The 17,167-nt window shown below is 56.3% G+C and carries 15 protein-coding genes; 3 read left to right on the forward strand and 12 right to left on the reverse strand.

From position 1 onward, the window contains the following. Positions 1 to 21 precede the first annotated feature (21 nt). Genes HMPREF2854_RS05865 through HMPREF2854_RS05875 form a run of 3 tightly spaced genes read right to left on the reverse strand, consistent with a single transcriptional unit; the run spans position 22 to position 2,679 of the window. Positions 22 to 819 (reverse strand): segregation and condensation protein A, encoded by a 798-nt coding sequence (locus HMPREF2854_RS05865; RefSeq protein WP_070620294.1) that lies wholly within the window; start codon positions 817 to 819, stop codon positions 22 to 24. Further along, positions 819 to 1,703 (reverse strand): ParA family protein, encoded by an 885-nt coding sequence (locus HMPREF2854_RS05870; RefSeq protein WP_261666671.1) that lies wholly within the window; start codon positions 1,701 to 1,703, stop codon positions 819 to 821. The genes HMPREF2854_RS05865 and HMPREF2854_RS05870 overlap by 1 nt, the downstream gene beginning before the upstream one ends. A gap of 43 nt (positions 1,704 to 1,746) precedes the next feature. Beyond that, entirely contained in the window at positions 1,747 to 2,679 is a 933-nt protein-coding gene (locus HMPREF2854_RS05875; RefSeq protein WP_070620299.1) for a site-specific tyrosine recombinase XerD, read from the reverse strand. A gap of 113 nt (positions 2,680 to 2,792) precedes the next feature. On the opposite strand from HMPREF2854_RS05875, the gene tkt reads away from it, so the two are divergent. Further along, the gene (gene tkt / locus HMPREF2854_RS05880) at positions 2,793 to 4,856 is read left to right on the forward strand and encodes a transketolase (protein ID WP_070620302.1); all 2,064 of its coding nucleotides are present in this window, start codon (positions 2,793 to 2,795) and stop codon (positions 4,854 to 4,856) included. 92 nt (positions 4,857 to 4,948) lie between these two features. Beyond that, a complete protein-coding gene (gene pgl, locus HMPREF2854_RS05885; protein ID WP_070620306.1) occupies positions 4,949 to 5,707 on the forward strand; it encodes a 6-phosphogluconolactonase in 759 nt (252 codons plus the stop codon). On the opposite strand, the gene HMPREF2854_RS08905 is transcribed toward pgl, so the two are convergent. From HMPREF2854_RS08905 to uvrC, 9 genes are all read right to left on the reverse strand, one after another. Continuing rightward, complete coding sequence (locus tag HMPREF2854_RS08905; protein WP_083309417.1) at positions 5,704 to 5,991, reverse strand: RNA polymerase-binding protein RbpA; 288 nt, start codon at positions 5,989 to 5,991, stop codon at positions 5,704 to 5,706. The two genes, pgl and HMPREF2854_RS08905, sit on opposite strands and share 4 nt — an antisense overlap. A gap of 1 nt (position 5,992) precedes the next feature. Continuing rightward, positions 5,993 to 6,235, reverse strand: a complete 243-nt coding sequence (secG, locus tag HMPREF2854_RS05890; protein WP_070620310.1) for a preprotein translocase subunit SecG — start codon at positions 6,233 to 6,235, stop codon at positions 5,993 to 5,995. Positions 6,236 to 6,397: 162 nt separating this feature from the next. Further along, positions 6,398 to 7,174 (reverse strand): triose-phosphate isomerase, encoded by a 777-nt coding sequence (tpiA, locus tag HMPREF2854_RS05895; RefSeq protein ID WP_034507759.1) that lies wholly within the window; start codon positions 7,172 to 7,174, stop codon positions 6,398 to 6,400. A gap of 5 nt (positions 7,175 to 7,179) precedes the next feature. Then, the gene (locus tag HMPREF2854_RS05900) at positions 7,180 to 8,370 is read right to left on the reverse strand and encodes a phosphoglycerate kinase (protein ID WP_070620313.1); all 1,191 of its coding nucleotides are present in this window, start codon (positions 8,368 to 8,370) and stop codon (positions 7,180 to 7,182) included. A 98-nt stretch (positions 8,371 to 8,468) separates the two neighbouring features. Further along, on the reverse strand, positions 8,469 to 9,473 hold the full coding sequence (gap, locus tag HMPREF2854_RS05905; protein WP_070620400.1) for a type I glyceraldehyde-3-phosphate dehydrogenase: 1,005 nt from the start codon (positions 9,471 to 9,473) through the stop codon (positions 8,469 to 8,471). A gap of 248 nt (positions 9,474 to 9,721) precedes the next feature. Continuing rightward, positions 9,722 to 10,702 carry a DNA-binding protein WhiA gene (gene whiA, locus HMPREF2854_RS05910; protein ID WP_070620316.1) on the reverse strand — a complete coding sequence of 327 codons (981 nt, stop codon included), beginning with the start codon at positions 10,700 to 10,702 and terminating at the stop codon, positions 9,722 to 9,724. Between the two features lie 17 nt (positions 10,703 to 10,719). Next, positions 10,720 to 11,730, reverse strand: a complete 1,011-nt coding sequence (yvcK, locus tag HMPREF2854_RS05915; RefSeq protein WP_070620319.1) for a gluconeogenesis factor YvcK family protein — start codon at positions 11,728 to 11,730, stop codon at positions 10,720 to 10,722. Positions 11,731 to 11,732: 2 nt separating this feature from the next. After that, a complete protein-coding gene (gene rapZ, locus HMPREF2854_RS05920) occupies positions 11,733 to 12,689 on the reverse strand; it encodes an RNase adapter RapZ (protein ID WP_070620321.1) in 957 nt (318 codons plus the stop codon). After that, on the reverse strand, positions 12,686 to 14,734 hold the full coding sequence (uvrC, locus tag HMPREF2854_RS05925; protein WP_070620324.1) for an excinuclease ABC subunit UvrC: 2,049 nt from the start codon (positions 14,732 to 14,734) through the stop codon (positions 12,686 to 12,688). The genes rapZ and uvrC overlap by 4 nt, the downstream gene beginning before the upstream one ends. Positions 14,735 to 14,979: 245 nt before the next feature. On the opposite strand from uvrC, the gene HMPREF2854_RS05930 reads away from it, so the two are divergent. Beyond that, on the forward strand, positions 14,980 to 17,167 hold a 2,188-nt coding region (locus tag HMPREF2854_RS05930), incomplete at its 3' end, for a hypothetical protein (protein ID WP_148130910.1).

Genomic DNA, 17,167 nt, shown 5'->3' on the forward strand with positions numbered 1-17,167 from the left:
TCAATACTGAAGTCATTGTACCTAAAGTGGTGCTACCACTGCGCCTTCCTCGTCTTCCATTCGCATGTCGGCGACGTTGGTGTCCGAACCCGTCCAATGGATTGAGAGCTTCGCGAGGGGTGCTTCTTGTTTGAATGACACTGCGCCTTCACGGTACAGATCCAAGATGGCGAGGAAACGAGAAACTATTGTGTTGACATCCGGCGCGTCTGCACAGAGCTGCTCAAAGCTAGCGTCGCCAAGCACTTTCAGTTGTTTCAAAATGTATTCAGCTTGCGGGCGTACGGGCACCAGCGGGTCATGCAAATGGGTGGTTGTAACTTCCGGCGGCGCAGCAAAGATTACCTCTGCCGCGATCTTGGCCAGGTCAAGCGGGGTTGTGGACCAGCGTAGTTGCGGCAAAAGAGCAGCGAACTTGGGTTCCATCTCCGCTTGCCTTGGATGCGCGCCGCTGTTTACCTCCCACAACTGGCCAAAAATATTCGCCACCTGCTTGAAGGCGCGGTATTGCAAAAGCCGGGAGAATAGGAGGTCGCGAGCCTCTAGATATTCGAGGTCTGCTTCAAGCTGTTCATCCTCGACGGGCAGGAGGGAACGGGCTTTCATATCCAGCAAGGTTGCCGCTACAACCAAGAACTCAGAGGTGCGCGAAAGATCGGGGTCTACGCGCATGTAGGCGATGAACTCGTCTGTCACAGCGGCGAGGGCAACTTCAGTAATGTCCATTTCTCGCTTAGAGATTAGGCCGAGCAAAAGGTCGAACGGCCCTTCGAAGTTCTCTAACGAAACGGTGAACCCGCCGCCCTCGGTTGTGGTCACTACGCTACGTCTCCGCGAGAGATCACTTCGCGCGCTAGACGGCGGTAAGCCTGCGCTCCCTTGTGAGAGGGCGCATAGGTAGTGATGGGTTCAGTGGCAACGGAAGCGTCCGGAAACTTCACGGTACGCCTGATGATCGTGTCGTAAACCTTGTCCCCAAAGGCTTCTTGAAGACGCTCGAGGACTTCACGCGCATGCAACGTGCGCAGGTCAACCATCGTGACCAAGATGCCATCAATCTTTAGGCGAGGATTTAGCCTGTCGTGCACCATGTCGATCGTGTCAATGAGGAGGGCAACACCGCGCAACGCAAAAAACTCGGCCTCCAGGGGAACCATAACCCCATGGGCTGCCGTCAGAGCGTTGACGGTAAGAAGTCCAAGCGAGGGCTGGCAGTCGATGAGGATAACGTCGTACTCATCAATGACGGGGCGCAAAGCCCTGGTCAATGCTTGCTCGCGCGCAACCTCATTTACCAACTGGACTTCAGCTGCTGACAGGTCGATGTTTGCGGGCACTAGGTCTAGGTTTTCGATCTTGGTGTGCTCGATGGCGTCTCGGATAGAGACCTTGGAAGACATCAGCAGGTTGTAGATTGTGAAGTCAAGGTCTTGCGAGTTGATGCCAAGGCCTGCAGATGCGGCGCCTTGCGGGTCGAAATCCACGATGAGGACCCGCCTGCCGTATTCCGCCAACGCTGCGGCCAGGTTGATGGTGGTGGTAGTTTTACCAACCCCACCCTTCTGGTTACACATCGCAATAACGCGGGCAGGGCCGTGCGATGATAGCGGGGACGGTACGGGGAAGTCGTTGTCGCGTCCGCCTTCTGGGGGTACGGGAACTAATCCTGGTTGCATCTCACTCACTCCCCTAGAATATGTCATCTGGCCTGCTCTTGCGCCGCCGGGCCAAAATAGTGCCCCGACGCTAGTCAGAGGTGGCTCGTGGGTGCGTGGTTGCATGAACCTCACGCAGCGTTGAGATCGAAACCTTCGTGTAAATCTGGGTGGTTACCACCGATGAGTGCCCGAGGAGCTCTTGGACATCGCGGATCGAAGCGCCACCTTCTAACAGGTGGGTGGCAAATGAGTGGCGAAGAGTGTGGGGAGAGACATCCTCAATCTCTGCCTTCTTTGCCGCACTCTTGATGATTTCCCACGCTGACTGGCGCGATAGCGCTCCCCCGCGCGTGTTCAAGAACAGGTGCTTGTCGTTGCCTTTCTTAGCTGCGAGTTCGGGACGGCCCTGCCTCATATACTTCATTACCGCATCGCGGGCGTAACTGCCCAGGGGAACGAGGCGCTCTTTACGGCCCTTGCCAAAAAGGCGAACCACCGGCACGTCTCCATCCAGCAAAAGGTCTTCTGGGTAGAGACCGGTTATTTCAGAAATGCGAGCCCCTGTTCCATAAAGCATCTCCATCACCGCGGTATCGCGTAGGCCGATTGGGCCGGGTGTTTCAGATACGGCGTCGAGTAGTTGCTTGACCTGGTCGAGCGTGAGCGCCTTCGGTAGTCGCATGGGCGTCCCCATCGACTCGACGTCGTCCATGGGATCAGTTGCAATCACGTCGCGATCGATCAAGAACTTTATGAAGCCCGAGATTGAGGAACGAGCGCGCGCAATCGAGGACCGTGCAAAAGCTCGTCCAAGCTCCCCCGTTGAAAGTTTAGTTAGGTGGTCGTTAATGACCTTGGCGTTTAGTTCATTGGCCGACTCTAGGTGCGTGTCATCGAGGAACCGGGAGATATCTGAACGGTATGCCGAGATGGTGTGCTTTGACGCGCCGCTATCAACACTCAAATAGTCTAAAAAATCGACTAGATACTGCTGTAAAACACTGTTGCGTGAAGGTATCATAATCTTAAATGTTCTCTCTTTTCGTGTTAAAATAAACACGGAACGCGTTAAAACGACCGAACAGATACAATTGTGACCGATTTCTAAATTAACGACAAGGGAAGGCTATTTTCATGACATTTTCATGGAACGAACTTGACGATCGCGCGGTTAAAACAGCAAAGATGCTTGCCGCAGACGCCGTCGAAAACGCTGGATCCGGCCACCCGGGCACCGCGATTTCTCTCGCACCGCTCGCGTACCTAATCTTCCAGAAGCACCTAAAGATGGACCCGCAAGATAGCCTGTGGCTTGGTCGGGACCGGTTTGTGATGTCTGCGGGCCACTCGTCTTTGACCCAGTACATTTCTCTGTACCTAGCTGACGCCGGCCTTGACCTTGAGGATCTGAAGAAGTTCCGTAGCCTGAAGTCAAAGACGCCGGGCCACCCCGAGTACAAGCACACTGACTTTGTTGAGATCACCACGGGCCCACTTGGCTCTGGCCTTTCCTCCGCTGTTGGCATGGCAATGGCGCAGCGCCGTGTTCGTGGCATGTTCGACCCGGATGCCGCTCCTGGCGAGTCGCCGTTCGATCACAACATCTGGGTAATCGCGGGCGATGGCTGCTTGCAGGAAGGCATTTCTTCCGAGGCTTCCTCGCTGGCTGGAACGCAAAAGCTTGGCAACCTGATTGTGTTCTGGGATGACAACCACATCTCCATTGAAGATGACACCTCGATTGCGTTCACTGAAGATGTGATGAAGCGCTACGAGTCTTACGGCTGGCACACCCAGCACGTGGATTGGACCAAGGGCGGCGAATACAAGGAGGACGTTGCGGCCGTTGAAGAGGCGATCCAGAACGCGCTAGCTGAGACTGACCGCCCGTCGATAATCGGACTGCGCACCATCATCGGCTGGCCTACCCCGGGCAAGCAGAACACGGGCGCTATACACGGCTCGAAGCTTGGCTCCGATGCTCTTGCAGGCTTGAAGGAAGCACTTGGCCTTGATCCGCAGAAGATGTTTGATGTGGATGAGGAGGCCGTCGCACACGCACAGGCGAATATGAAGCAGCGCGGCGAGGCCGCCCGCTCCGAATGGGACGCGAAGTTCGCTAAGTGGCGCGAGGCTAACCCCGAACTTGCAAAACTTTACGATCGTCTTGCAAAGCGCGAACTACCCGAGGGCTGGGAAGATGCGCTACCGAAGTTCGAAGAGGGCAAGGCCGTTGCTACCCGCGCCGCGTCGGGCAAGGTGCTGAACGCTTTGGCTCCGGCTCTTCCTGAGCTTTGGGGTGGTTCGGCTGACCTCGCGGGCTCGAACAACACCTTTATGGACGGCGAGCCCTCGTTCCTACCGGAAGAGCGTAGCTCTGCAATGTTCTCGGGCAACAAGTACGGCCGCAACCTCCACTTTGGTGTTCGTGAACACGCGATGGGGGCCATCATGAACGGTATCGCGCTTGAGGGACTCACCCGCGTTTACGGTGGCACGTTCTTCGTGTTCGCTGACTACATGCGTGGTGCGGTGCGTCTGGCCGCTCTGATGGGGTTGCCTACGACCTTCGTGTGGACCCACGATTCGATTGGTGTTGGCGAGGATGGCCCCACGCACCAGCCTGTGGAGCACCTGACCGCTTACCGCGCTATTCCAAACCTCTCGATCGTCCGCCCGGCCGATGCCGCTGAGACGGCGGAGGCATGGAAGGAAATCTTGAAGCGTGACGCCACGGCCGGCCTGATTCTTTCCCGTCAGAACCTGCCTAACCCGAAGCGTGGAGGCGACCTGGCTCCCGCAAGTGGCCTCGCCCGCGGAGCCTACGTGCTGCGTGACACGGAGGGCACGCCGGACATTATTCTGATGGCTTCCGGTTCGGAGGTCCAGCATGCGCTTGGCGCCGCGGAGGTCCTCGCGAGTGAGGGCGTGAAGGCGCGCGTTGTGTCCGTTCCTTGTATGGAGTGGTTCGATGAGCAGTCTGAGGAGTACAAGGAATCGGTACTCCCCTCGGCCGTTACCGCACGTGTTAGTGTCGAGGCCGGTTTGGCTGCACCGTGGTACAAGTACCTCGGTATTAAGGGCCGCGCGGTTTCGCTAGAGCGTTTCGGTGAGGTTGGCTCGGGCGATGATCTCATGGAGATGTTCGGATTCACCACGGAAAACGTGGCTAAGGTTGCCCGTGAGGTTCTAGCCTAACGTTCAACTAATCTGGAGGTCAGCTGAGCTGGCCTCCAGATTTTTTACCCCTAATCTCGTAAACTGAGCACAGTCGATTGCAAGGCGGAGCAATGCTTGAAACAGATTTGAAAGTTCACCGAACGGTAGAGGAACTCCACGCGAAGGTGGCTCTCTCACTGGTTCGCAAGATCACTGAGCTTTCACAGCAGCGCAGTCGTATCCATGTAGGGATCGCTAGCGATGTAAGCACCACGCTGTTGCAGAAAATTGCCGACATCATGCGCCACCACCCTGATCTTGTGGAGCAGTGGTCACCCGTTCATATTTGGATGGCTGACGAGTGTTACGTGGAATATGAGGATGCAGACCGCGCCGACACGCATGTTGATGAGGCCCTCTCATCCCAGTTCCCTATTTTTCAGCTCCACCGGCCACCCACCCCCTCGAATAGTAGGAATTTGGAGGCGGCGGCACGCAGGTATGCGGAAGAAATGGTGTCGGTATATTCGTTGCACGCCCTGCTGGATCCGCGTTCAATAGCTCTTGATATGAGTATTTTAGGAATTGGCCAGGACGGCCACTTTGCGTCCCTTTTTCCCTCTCACCAAACCTTGGATGCAGCTGGGCTGTATGTTGCAGAACCGCAGTCCCCTAAGCTTCCAGCGCAGCGAATCTCAATGACTATTCCTCTATTGCGGCGTTCACGGGCGTCCTGGTTTGTGGTTGCGGGTAAAGAAAAGGCTACGGTTTTTGCGCAGGCATTGCAGGGCGCCAACTTTAGAGAGGTGCCCGCAGGTGCAATGAACCAGGTGGGAACGCAGTGGTGGGTGGACAAAGCTGCAGCCAGCAGGATCGACAGGATCTTCTAGCGCTCCCCTTCGCGTAGACGTCTGAGTGCATCTTCGAGGATCGCGTCTCTCTCGGCGGAGCTTCGCCGCGCCTCGACCTCTGCGAAGTGTCTAGTTGTAGGCAAGGATTCCTGGCGTTGCGAGGCCGCACTTGCCCCTACTCGGGGGCGATTACGGTAGGCATCCTCATGGCACGTTTGACAAGGATACGAATTTGGAACGTCAAACAATGCGGTTGCAGAAAAAGAAACGCGCGTGACATGGCCACGCGCGCAGAAGTATTCGATGTTTGCTATCGCATCCAAGCTAGGCGAACTTCGTCAAAATACCGATCAGGACGATTACGGTTACCCACACGATGAGGGTGCCGATGGTAATGCGGTTAAGGTTACGCTCGGCAACACCAGATGAGCCCGCAGTGGACGAAAAGCCACCACCGAACATGTCCGATAGGCCGCCACCGCGACCCTTGTGCATCAAAATGGTGAGGATGAGGAACAGGCTCGAGATCACGAGCAACACGTCCAGGATGATTTTTACAGCTGTCACGCTAATCCTTTTCCTTCACGCCTCGGCGCTTAAACAAACTTTCTAACCTGTTAGATTCTAGCGTGGCATCGCGAAAGTTCATAGCCGGGCGCGCAAGCATGGTGGCTTTCACTAAAAATGTGCCTCCACCGGATTTTGTTCCGGTGGAGGCACATAAAGAGGTTAGGCGTTGAAGCGCGCGATCTTCGCGAACTCGTCAGCCTTCAGCGATGCGCCGCCAACGAGGGCGCCATCGACGTCCTCCTTAGCCATGATGTCTGCAACGTTCGAGGACTTCACGGAACCGCCGTAGAGGATACGGACAGCATCAGCGGTCTCGGCGTCGTACAGTTCACTTACGCGAACACGGATTGCGCCGCAAACTTCCTGTGCATCTTCAGGGGTTGCGACCTCGCCGGTGCCAATGGCCCAGATGGGCTCGTACGCGATAACGCTCTTCTTGACGTCGTCAGCGGACATGCCCTTCAGAGCGCCATCGATCTGCGCTAGTACGTGTGAAACTTGGTTTCCAGCCTTGCGAACGTCAAGCCCTTCACCACAGCAGATGATTGGCGTCATTCCAGCAGCGAGGGCAACGCGTGCCTTCTCGCCCACCAGCGCGTCACTCTCGCCGTGGTATTCACGACGCTCGGAGTGGCCCACAACGATGAAGCTGCAACCAAGCTTGGACAGCATGGAAGCAGAAATCTCGCCGGTGTACGCACCGTTCTCGTGGGTGGAAACATCCTGAGCACCGTACTTGATCTTCATCTCGTCGCCCTCAACAACCGTCTGAACCGAACGGATGTCGGTAAACGGCGGAATGACAGCAACCTCAACAGCCGAGAAATCGAAGTTAGCGTCGGTCAGTTCTTGGTTTAGGCCCTGGACCAGGTGGATCGCCTCAAGGTGATCCATGTTCATCTTCCAGTTGCCGGCCATAAGTGGCGTACGTGCCATTTAAATCAGTCCTCCAAAACTGCGATACCCGGAAGCGTCTTACCCTCAAGAAGTTCGAGGGAGGCACCGCCACCGGTGGAAATGTGAGAGAAAGTGGATTCATCGAAGCCGAGCAGACGCACAGCAGCCGCAGAGTCGCCGCCGCCAACTACCGAGAAGCAGTCACCTTCGGATAGTGCGCGAGCAACGGCCTTCGTGCCGCCAGCAAAGTTCTCAAACTCAAATACGCCCATCGGGCCATTCCAAGCAACGGTCTTCGCCGAAGCGATCTTCGAAGCGTAAAGTTCTTGCGACTTCGGACCAATATCGAGGCCCATCTGGTCGGCAGGAATCGCGTCCGCGTCAACTACGGATGGGGTTGAGTCCTTTGCAAACTCGGGAGCAACCACGATGTCTACAGGAAGGACGAGGTCAACGCCGCGCTCCTTTGCCTCATCGATGTAGCCCTTAACCGTTGCAAGCTGCTCTTCTTCTAGCAGCGACTTGCCAACCTCGTAGCCCTTTGCCTTCAAGAATGTGAAGGCCATGCCTCCACCAATGAGGAGCATGTCGGCCTTCTTCAGCAAGTTAGCGATAACGCCAAGCTTGTCCGAAACCTTGGAGCCGCCAAGTACAACCGCGTAGGGGCGTTCCGGATTGTCGGTAGCCCTCGACAGCGATTCGATCTCCTTCAACACGAGGAGACCCGCAGCGGACGGAAGCTTCTTTGCAATGTCGTAAACCGAAGCCTGCTTGCGGTGTACGACGCCGAAGCCGTCCGAGACAAAAGCATCGGCAAGTTCCGCTAGTTCAGAAGCGAACTCTTCGCGCTCGGCGTCAGCCTTTGAGGTTTCACGCGGGTCAAAGCGAACATTCTCGAGCAGAAGAATATCGCCATCGTTTAGCTTTCCGGCCTCTTCCTTAGCGGATTCGCCGGTGATGTCCTTGGCAAGCGATACGTTGGCGTCAACAAGTTCGCCAAGACGCTTTGCAACTGGTGCAAGGCTGAACTCTGGCTTGAACTCGCCCTTCGGACGGCCAAGGTGTGCCATGACGATAACCTTGGCTCCGCTTTCTACAAGCTTGTTCAAAGTGGGTAGTGCCGCGCGGATACGGCCGTCGTCGGTGATCGTCTTGCCATCTAGTGGCACGTTGAAGTCCGAACGAACCAGGACGCGCTTTCCTTTAAGGTCACCTAGACTTTCGATCGTTCTCATAAAATCTTCCTCTCGAAGTTCAATAGTTCGGGCCTAAAGAAGACGCCCGCGCACGCGTCAGCATGTGCGGGCGTCCAACTTTTACGCTCGACTCCTAATTAGAGACGCTCACCAACGTACTTGGTCAGGTCTACGAGGCGGTTCGAGTAGCCCCACTCGTTGTCGTACCAGGAAACAACCTTCACCTGGTCGCCAATAACCTTGGTTAGCGGCGCGTCGAAAATCGACGAGTGCGGGTCGGTTACGATGTCGGTCGAAACGAGGTAGCCATCGGAGTATGCCAGGACACCCTTGAGCGGGCCCTCAGCAGCTGCCTTCATGGCGGCGTTGACGGACTCGATCGAAACCTCGGACTTCGTGGTGAAGGTGAGGTCGGTGACCGAACCGGTGATTACCGGAACACGAAGTGCGTAGCCGTCCAGCTTGCCCTTGAGCTGCGGGAGCACGAGAGCAACAGCGCGAGCAGCACCGGTAGTGGTCGGAACAATGTTGACCGCAGCGGCGCGTGCACGGCGAAGGTCCTTGTGCGGAGCGTCGTGGATGCGCTGATCGCCAGTGTAAGCGTGGATCGTAGTCATGAGGCCGCGCTCGATGCCAAAGGCCTCGTCAAGGACCTTAGCCATCGGAGCAAGGCAGTTAGTGGTGCACGATGCGTTCGAAATGATGTTGTGCTTAGCCGGATCGTAGTCGGTGTGGTTTACACCAACAACGAAGGTAGCGTCTTCATTCTTAGCCGGTGCGGAGATGATGACCTTCTTAGCACCACCATCGATGTGTGCCTTCGCCTTGGTTGCATCCGTGAAGAAGCCCGTGGACTCAATCACGATGTCAACACCGAGGTCGCCCCACGGAATGTTGGCGGGGTCGCGCTCAGCGAAAGCTGCGATGCGGTGGCCACCAACGGTGATGGACTCGTCATCGTAGGTTACGTCTGCGTCAAGCTTGCCAAGAATGGAATCCCACTCGAGCAAGTGTGCGAGGGTCTCGTTGTCAGTTAGGTCGTTGACGGCAACAATCTCAAAGTCCGCACCCTGCTCACGAGCTGCGCGGAAGAAGTTACGGCCAATACGACCAAAGCCGTTAATACCGACGCGGAAAGTCACAATGTCCTCCTGTAATGCGCTACGGCGCATTTTCGTCTGATGAAACTGAATGCCCAGAAACGCGGGCACGCAGTCCGCAGTTTTCTGCGGTTCCAGCACTTCTAAATTTACACCGTTTCGATAGATTTAGCATGCTCGAAGGCGGCATTTACGTTATTACTAGGAAAATTCCAGGTTTTGGAAAGGTTTTTAGAGGTAAAAGCTAAGCAAATATGGCGTCTGCGTTAGCTATCAATCCGCTGTTTTCTTTAACCTTCGAGTAAATCGGCGCTGAGACTTGCTTCCGTGTCGGGAAGCCCGTCCTCATGGGCGCGCTTATCAGCCATGGCAAGAAGTCGGCGAATACGTCCCGCAATCGCGTCCTTCGTCAGTTGCGGGTTAGCGAGCTTGCCAAGTTCTTCAAGCGAGGCCTGCGGGTGGCTAACGCGAAGTTCACCAGCCTCACGCAGGTGCTCGGGAACCTCGTCTCCCAAGATGTCGAACGCACGCTTTACCCGCGCGCTTGCAACTACTGCGGCCCGCGCGGACCGGCGTAGATTAGCGTCGTCAAAGTTAGCCAATCGGTTAGCACTGCCTCGGGCTACGCGGCGCTTGCGGCGCGCCTGCCACACCTCCAGGGTTTCAGGAGTTTCCAGGGCCTGCAGAATCGAGGCGATCCCATCAGCTTCGCGCACCACAACCCGCTGCGCACTGCGAATCTCACGCACCTTCGCCTGTGCACCCATTCGGCGCGCAAAACCAGCCATTGCAAGCGCGGCCTCCGGACCGGGAGCAGTGATTTCCATTGCAGAGGAGCGACCGGGCTCCATCAGCGAGCCACGCGCTAGGAACGCCCCGCGCCACGCCGCGATGGCCTCGGCGTCGCCCGAAGCAACAATCCGGGTGGGAAGACCTCGCACCGGACGGCCCTGCGCATCAATTAGTCCCGTCATGCGAGCCAGATGATCGGCTCGTTCCACCACGCGCACAACGTAGCGGTCTCCCTTCTTTAACGCTCCCCCAGAGACGATAACCACAGAAGAGTTCACCTTAAACAGCTTCGCCATGAACGTGCGCAGGCGAGCAGCCGTGGCCGGCAGATCAACTTCGGCCTCAATAATCACGCGGCCTGAAACCAAGTGTAAACCACCCGCGAAACGGAGCATTGAGGCTACCTCCGCCACCATTTCAGATGGGGTGGCAACGGGTTTCCTAACCAGTTCCTCTTTCAGAGCGAGCGTCAGCGACATTAAACTTTCTCCACAATCTAAGCGAGCCAGGCCTCGCGCCGTCCGACTTCACCCAAGAAGCCATCAAATGCGTCACGTAGCGCTGCCGCCAGACGCAACGGATCGTGCAAGGGCTGAGCTCCACCGATCGACACCTGTCGAAGCAGTAGTCTAGCGCCTACCTCGCGGGCAGCGTTCTCCAAGTCCTCAATATCGTCAACCGTGGAGGGCTGGGCAATCACCACATCAAGCGCAAAATCAGGAGCATGCTGAGCCAGAACGCGAACGTGATCACCGGCAGAGAGCATTTCTGTTTCGCCCTCTTGTTCCGCAAGGTTCAGCACGAGGGCTCGCCGCGCCTTCGTTGAAACCAGCGCATCGTGCAGTTTTGGCACCAGCAGGTGTGGGAGCACGGACGTGTACCACGAGCCTGGGCCCAGCACCACCCACTCGGCCTCGGCTATCGCATCAAGAACTTCGGGGGCAACCGGTGGGTCAGCAGGATTTAGGCGAACCGCGCGGGTTTGCCCCTCGGCAGTGGCTACCGCGCATTGACCTCGCACTACCCTTGTTAGCCCATCGGCGCCCTCCACGTCGGCTTCGATCTCCAGTGGGGTCTGTGCCATTGGTAGAACGCGGCCGTGAGCGCCCAGCAACCGAGCAATCCAGTCCAGGCCGTCCACCTGGTCACCCAAAAGTTGCCACAGGGATACGATCAGCAGATTTCCGAGGGCGTGGTCATTCAGCGGACCATCGGTGTTGAAACGGTGCTGCATGACATCGCGCCAGGTTAGGCCCCATTCGGAGTCATCGCACAGCGAAGCCAGTGCCATGCGTAGATCTCCCGGAGGTAGCACGTCCATTTCCTCGCGCAGCCGGCCCGAGGAACCACCGTCGTCAGCAACGGTTACCACTGCCGTGAGCTGATGCGTTATGTGTTTGAGGGCCCGCAGGGTTGCAGAAAGACCGTGGCCGCCGCCAAAAGCAACCACGCGCGTGCCAGCCTCTCCCCTGCGCGGCCAGCCGTTTGCATCCAGTAGACCTGCCATGGTTACTCCCTACCCAAGTCCCTGTGAAGCACTCGAACAGGGAACCCTTCATCACGCAGCGTGGCCGCAATCAGCTCGGTCATGGCAACCGACCTGTGCTTACCACCGGTGCATCCTACCGCGATGGTAGTGAAGGGTTTTAGTTCATTCACGTAACCGCGGATCATGGGCGCAAGCAGTTTGGCGTAATTGATAGCAAAATCGCGAGCTCCGGGTTGCTCCAGCACGTATTTCGCAACCGGCTCATCACGGCCAGTTAGGTGGCGAAGTTCGCTAACCCAGTAGGGGTTCGCCAAGAAACGCACGTCCAGCACGTGGTCCGCGTCAAGCGGCAGTCCGTACTTAAAACCGAAAGACATGACGGTGAGTTTCAGCTGCGTGTCGGCTTCACCCGCAACGATGTCGCGCATGTGCCGCGTGAGGTCATGTACCGACATTTTTGAGGTATCGATGATCTCATCTGCACGGACCCGAAGCGGAGCGAGCATCTGCTTCTCTTTACGAATCCCGTCGAGGATTCGCCCGTCGCCCTGAAGAGGGTGCGGACGCCGGTTGGACTCGTACCGGCGCACAAGCGTGGCCTCGTCTGCCTCGAGGAAAATAATCCTGTAAGTAACCGCGTCTTCATTGAGTTTGGCAAGGACGTCCTCGAGGTCGTGAAAGAACTCGCGGCTGCGAACGTCTACCACTGCGCCCAGGCGGTGCACGCCCGAGCCGTCCACGGTCATCATGCCGGCCAGCGCCGGCAGAAGCGTCGGCGGAAGGTTGTCTACCACGTACCAGTCCAGGTCTTCCAGTGCCATTGACGCGCGCGTACGTCCAGCGCCAGACATTCCAGAGATGATGATCAGCTCGGGTTCGCTCGCTTTAGGAAGCCGCGCCATCTCATCAAGTAACGGGATGCCCGCGGGCACAGTTGGCGGGTTGTTCTCGGTCACCGACTTCGTGTCTTCACTCATGTGTCTAGTTTGCCAGCCTTTTGGCCGCTCGTCTCGCTTTCTTTGTTACCGGGCTCATTCGCCTGGGCGTGGAAGAAGTCAAAAATGGTTTGTGCCAACATGGGCCCCACACCTGGAGCCGTTTGGAGTTCTTCCACACTAGCCTCGCGAATCTTCTTTACGGATTTGAACTTCTTCAGTAGTTCAGCCTGCCGGGTGGGGCCAAGGCCAGGCACTTGGTCAAGCACGGATCGTCTCATCGCTTTAGAACGCTTTTGACGGTGGTGGGCGATAGCGAAACGGTGCGATTCATCCCGCAAATGTTGAAGCAGATAAAGGCCGGGTGAGGTGCGTGGCAAAATGACCGGGAAGTCGTCACCGGGAATCCATACTTCCTCCAGACGTTTTGCTAGCCCCACTACGGGTACGGTAATGCCGAGTTCTTCTAGCGTTGCCGAGGCAGCGTTTACTTGCGGCAGACCCCCATCAACCACCACCAGGTCGGGCCGGTAGGAAAATCTGCGAGGAAGACCGGTTTGTGGATCTACCGGGCCGGAGGCGAGTTCGATGCCGTCCTCGTCGTAGCCGGACTCCCCCGCTTCCTCGGCCAAGAGCCTCTTAAAGCGGCGGGTTAGGGTTTCACGCATGGCAGCCGTGTCGTCCGGTACGCCATCGCCGTCCTCACCTCGGATAGTGAAATGACGGTAGTCAGTTTTGCGGGGCGCTCCGTCTTCAAACACGACCATGGACGCCACCTGGTTTGTGCCCATCGTGTGGGACACGTCGTAACATTCGATGCGTAGCGGTGCGGACGAGAGGTCAAGGTAGTCGCGCAGCTCCTCGAGGGCTTGGCTACGCTGCGTGAGGTCGCCAGCGCGTTTGGTCTTGTGCAGGCGCAGGGCGTGCTCCGCGTTAGCTTGAACGGTGTCCATGAGGGCGCGCTTCTCACCGCGTTGAGGAATACGTAGGTCTACGTTGGCGCCACGAATCTGAGTGAGCCACGCGGCAACGGCATCGGCGTCGGTGGGCAGGACTGATACGAGTACTTCACGTGGAACAGCGGATGTTGGGGCATGTTCCACATCGTCAACGGAGACTGCGGCAACGCGTTCGTGCACGTCTTCGCGGGTAGCTTCGGCATAAACTTGTTGGAGCAGGCGCTGCATGAGTTCGGCTTCGCTGGTGTTGTCCGGGCGGTCTACTACCCAGCCGCGCACGCCGCGGATACGGCCTCCGCGCACGTGGAACACTTGGACTGCAGCTTCGAGTTCGTCAACAACTTGGGCGAATACGTCCGCGTCCGTGCCGTCACCGAGCACAACGGCGTTTTGTTCCAGGACCTTGTCGAGCGCTGCCAGAGAATCGCGCAGGCGCGCGGCGCGCTCGAAGTCGAGTTCGGTGGCGGCTTGCTTCATCTGGGTTTTGAGGTCACGAATGTAGGGGCCCACTTTGCCGGACATGAATTGGCATAGTTGTTCGGCTAGTTCGTAGTGGTCTTGTTGGGAGATTTTTCCAACGCACGGTGCGCTGCAGCGTTCGATGTAGCCGAGCAGGCAGGGTCTCCCGGCGCGTTCGGCGCGACGGTAAACACCCTTGGAGCAGGTGCGAATAGGAAACACCCGTTGGAGCTGGTCAGCGGTTTCGCGAATGGCCCACACTTGCGAGTAGGGCCCAAAGTAGCGGGTGTTTTTACGCCGGGCTCCTCGCATGATCTGCATGCGCGGCACGTCCTCCCCCATTGATACTGCGAGGTAGGGGTAGGACTTGTCATCCCGATACATGACGTTGAAGCGCGGGTCGTACTGTTTAATCCACGAGTATTCCAGGGTGAGTGCTTCAACCTCTGTGGCGACAACTGTCCACTGCACTGATGCTGCAGAGAACACCATTTGTTGGGTGCGCGGATGCAAGCCCGCTGGGTCCTGAAAATAATTGGTGAGGCGGTTGCGTAAGTTCTTGGCTTTACCCACGTAAATGACGCGGCCCTCAGCGTCACGAAAACGATACACCCCAGGTTCAGTTGGGATCTCAGACGTCTTCGGACGATAAGTTACAGGGTCAGCCACGCCTCGATTCTACGAAGTTTAACGATGTGGAGCGAGTAGAGCGGTTCTGTGATGGTGGTATTTACGACGATCTCTGAGGATTAATTCCAATATCGTTGTGCTGTCATTTTGGGTTGCTTCAATGCTGGTGTTACCCCTGCGTCTCGCGCTACAGCAAATGCGGAAATTTCGGATCTTTTCGGTGCTGCCGATGGTATGATCGGGACTCAGGACTCGTTTATTTTCGCAGGTTTTGGGAGGTCCTCATGCTTGGCTTGAATCAAAAGCCCGGAGCTTTGTTAGCAGATCAATCTAGTGTCGCGAGGCAGAAACCGCTCAGTTTCGTGTTGAGACTGATGGTGATCGTGTTTTGCACCTTTGGTTTGGTGTTCTCCGGACCTCCTCTAGTGCACGCTGAGGATGAAGGAACGGATGAAAGCGGGTCCCGGGAACTGGCAACCACTCAGCAGCCTGAAAATGTAGCAAATGCTGAAGAGATTCTTGCATCAGAGGAGACTGCAGATGCGGGAGTTGAAGAGGAAGCTGGAAGCACAGCTGACACAGAAGAAGCTCCTGTAGTTGAAAACGATCAGGAGCTCGAAGCACAGCCTGCTCCCGCGGAGAGCTTGGAGATCGGGCCTGAAAACGTCAGTGAAAGCGTCGCTGAGCCAAACGCAAAGCTAGCGCCGCCGACAGACATAGTTGCAATATCGGGTACGAAAGAAGTAAAGGGCCAGGCCGAGGCAACTAACGATAGAAATCGGCAACTTAGGGCATACGTATATGCGAAAGATCCGAAATCGGAGCCTAATCAGATTCCACTGGGGGAAAGCACAGCCGGTAAAGGCAACGGTAAATTCACTGTGAAATTGCAGGAGCCACTAGCTAGCGGCCAAATACTTTACATCGTGCTGAAACAAGAAAACAAAAAAGGCAGTAAATGGATTCCGGATGGAGTTGAATCCGATCCTATATCGGTATCAGTCTCGCTATCTTTGGCTGATCAGTATGACGCTGGTCTAAATGTTCCTCAGGGTCCATTCTTGCACGAAGACCAGGCCACCCGGAGCGACGAGGAAATTAGTGAGATCTTCGAGGCGTTCAAAACAAGTAATCCGGCTATCGCGGGCTATATGAAGGCGATAAACCTCTATAACGTTTCCCAAGAGCAACTCTCAGCTGAGATAATTTATAACGACAATTCTAAAGGCACGACAAAACCTATCAACATCAAACTGATCACGGAACGCTCTGCTGAGGCTTTAGTTGATAAGCTACTGGTCACTGGAAATATAGTCGCTGGCACCCTCCAAACCGAGGATGGACAGCAAGTCACGCCGGGCACGAAAGTAAAGGTTGTCACGAGGATCGATGCCGATGATCGTGAGAATTTTGAGCCTGGAGCTAGGTGTAACGTCGTTAAATCTCAGGCAACGTACGCCGATGTAGATGCCGAGAGCGGCAGGTTCTCCGTCGACGTTGGCTATGAGACCTTGAAGCTAAATTGGCCGGGGTCTTCCGAGGGCGAGATCGGAATCATAGTTAAAGAGCCAAAGAAACTCCCAACGTGCAAAGTCATTGTTCCGGAGGGACCGTTGCCGGAGAAAACTCCGGTTAGGGATCCGAAGAAACTAACTAAAGATGACAAGAAAAGAATAGATCCGAACATCCGACAGGCTTACACGACCGTAACTGGCATTTCAAAAATGCCGGATGGTACCGGAGACTGGGAAGATACCCCCGCATTAATTGATTTCAATGCTGATGGCGACGCGAGAATTGCGAACCCCTCAAACAGTGTTGGGGATTGGGATCAAAACTGGGCCTTTGTCCCTAAACAGGACGAAGACGGTAGATATGAACTCAAGAACCCGGAACAGGTCAAGAGTATCGCCGCGAAAGACCTAGTTACGAATATCAAGCCAAGATCGCCCAAGATCACTGTTGATTACGATTCCAGCACAGTCACCATCACTCCTCCCGCCTATACGGATCCGGGTGATGATACAGATTTGGCTTCCTACAGGGTCCTTTATGATGGCAAAACCATTACCCTAACCCGACCTGCGGACTCTGCGGCGCCTAATACGTCCACCAGATCTGTGGCCGCCGGCGCTTTCTTGAAAATGGTGGTCCCATTTGTACTAGCTCGAACTGAACCGTCGGGATCTACCGGATCCTGGTCTTCGAGTGAAGGCTCTGTAGACTCGAGCACGGGTACCGTGACACTGCAAATTAAGGATTTGTCCGTCGGCGCGACCATTACTGCGATCGCAACGGATAGGGGCGGCTTGGTCGAGGAGGAAACGCCGCTTGATTCCGATCCCGTGAGTGTGACGTTGGAAACCGCAACAGTTTCATATGACGCTAATGGTGGTAGTGGCACGATGCCCAGCACCAAGATGAATAAGGGCTTGACGTACACGATCTTGGACAACGGGTTTGAGGCTCCGG

The sequence above is a fragment of the Actinomyces sp. HMSC075B09 genome, from assembly GCF_001812395.1.
Taxonomy (GTDB): domain Bacteria; phylum Actinomycetota; class Actinomycetes; order Actinomycetales; family Actinomycetaceae; genus Gleimia; species Gleimia europaea.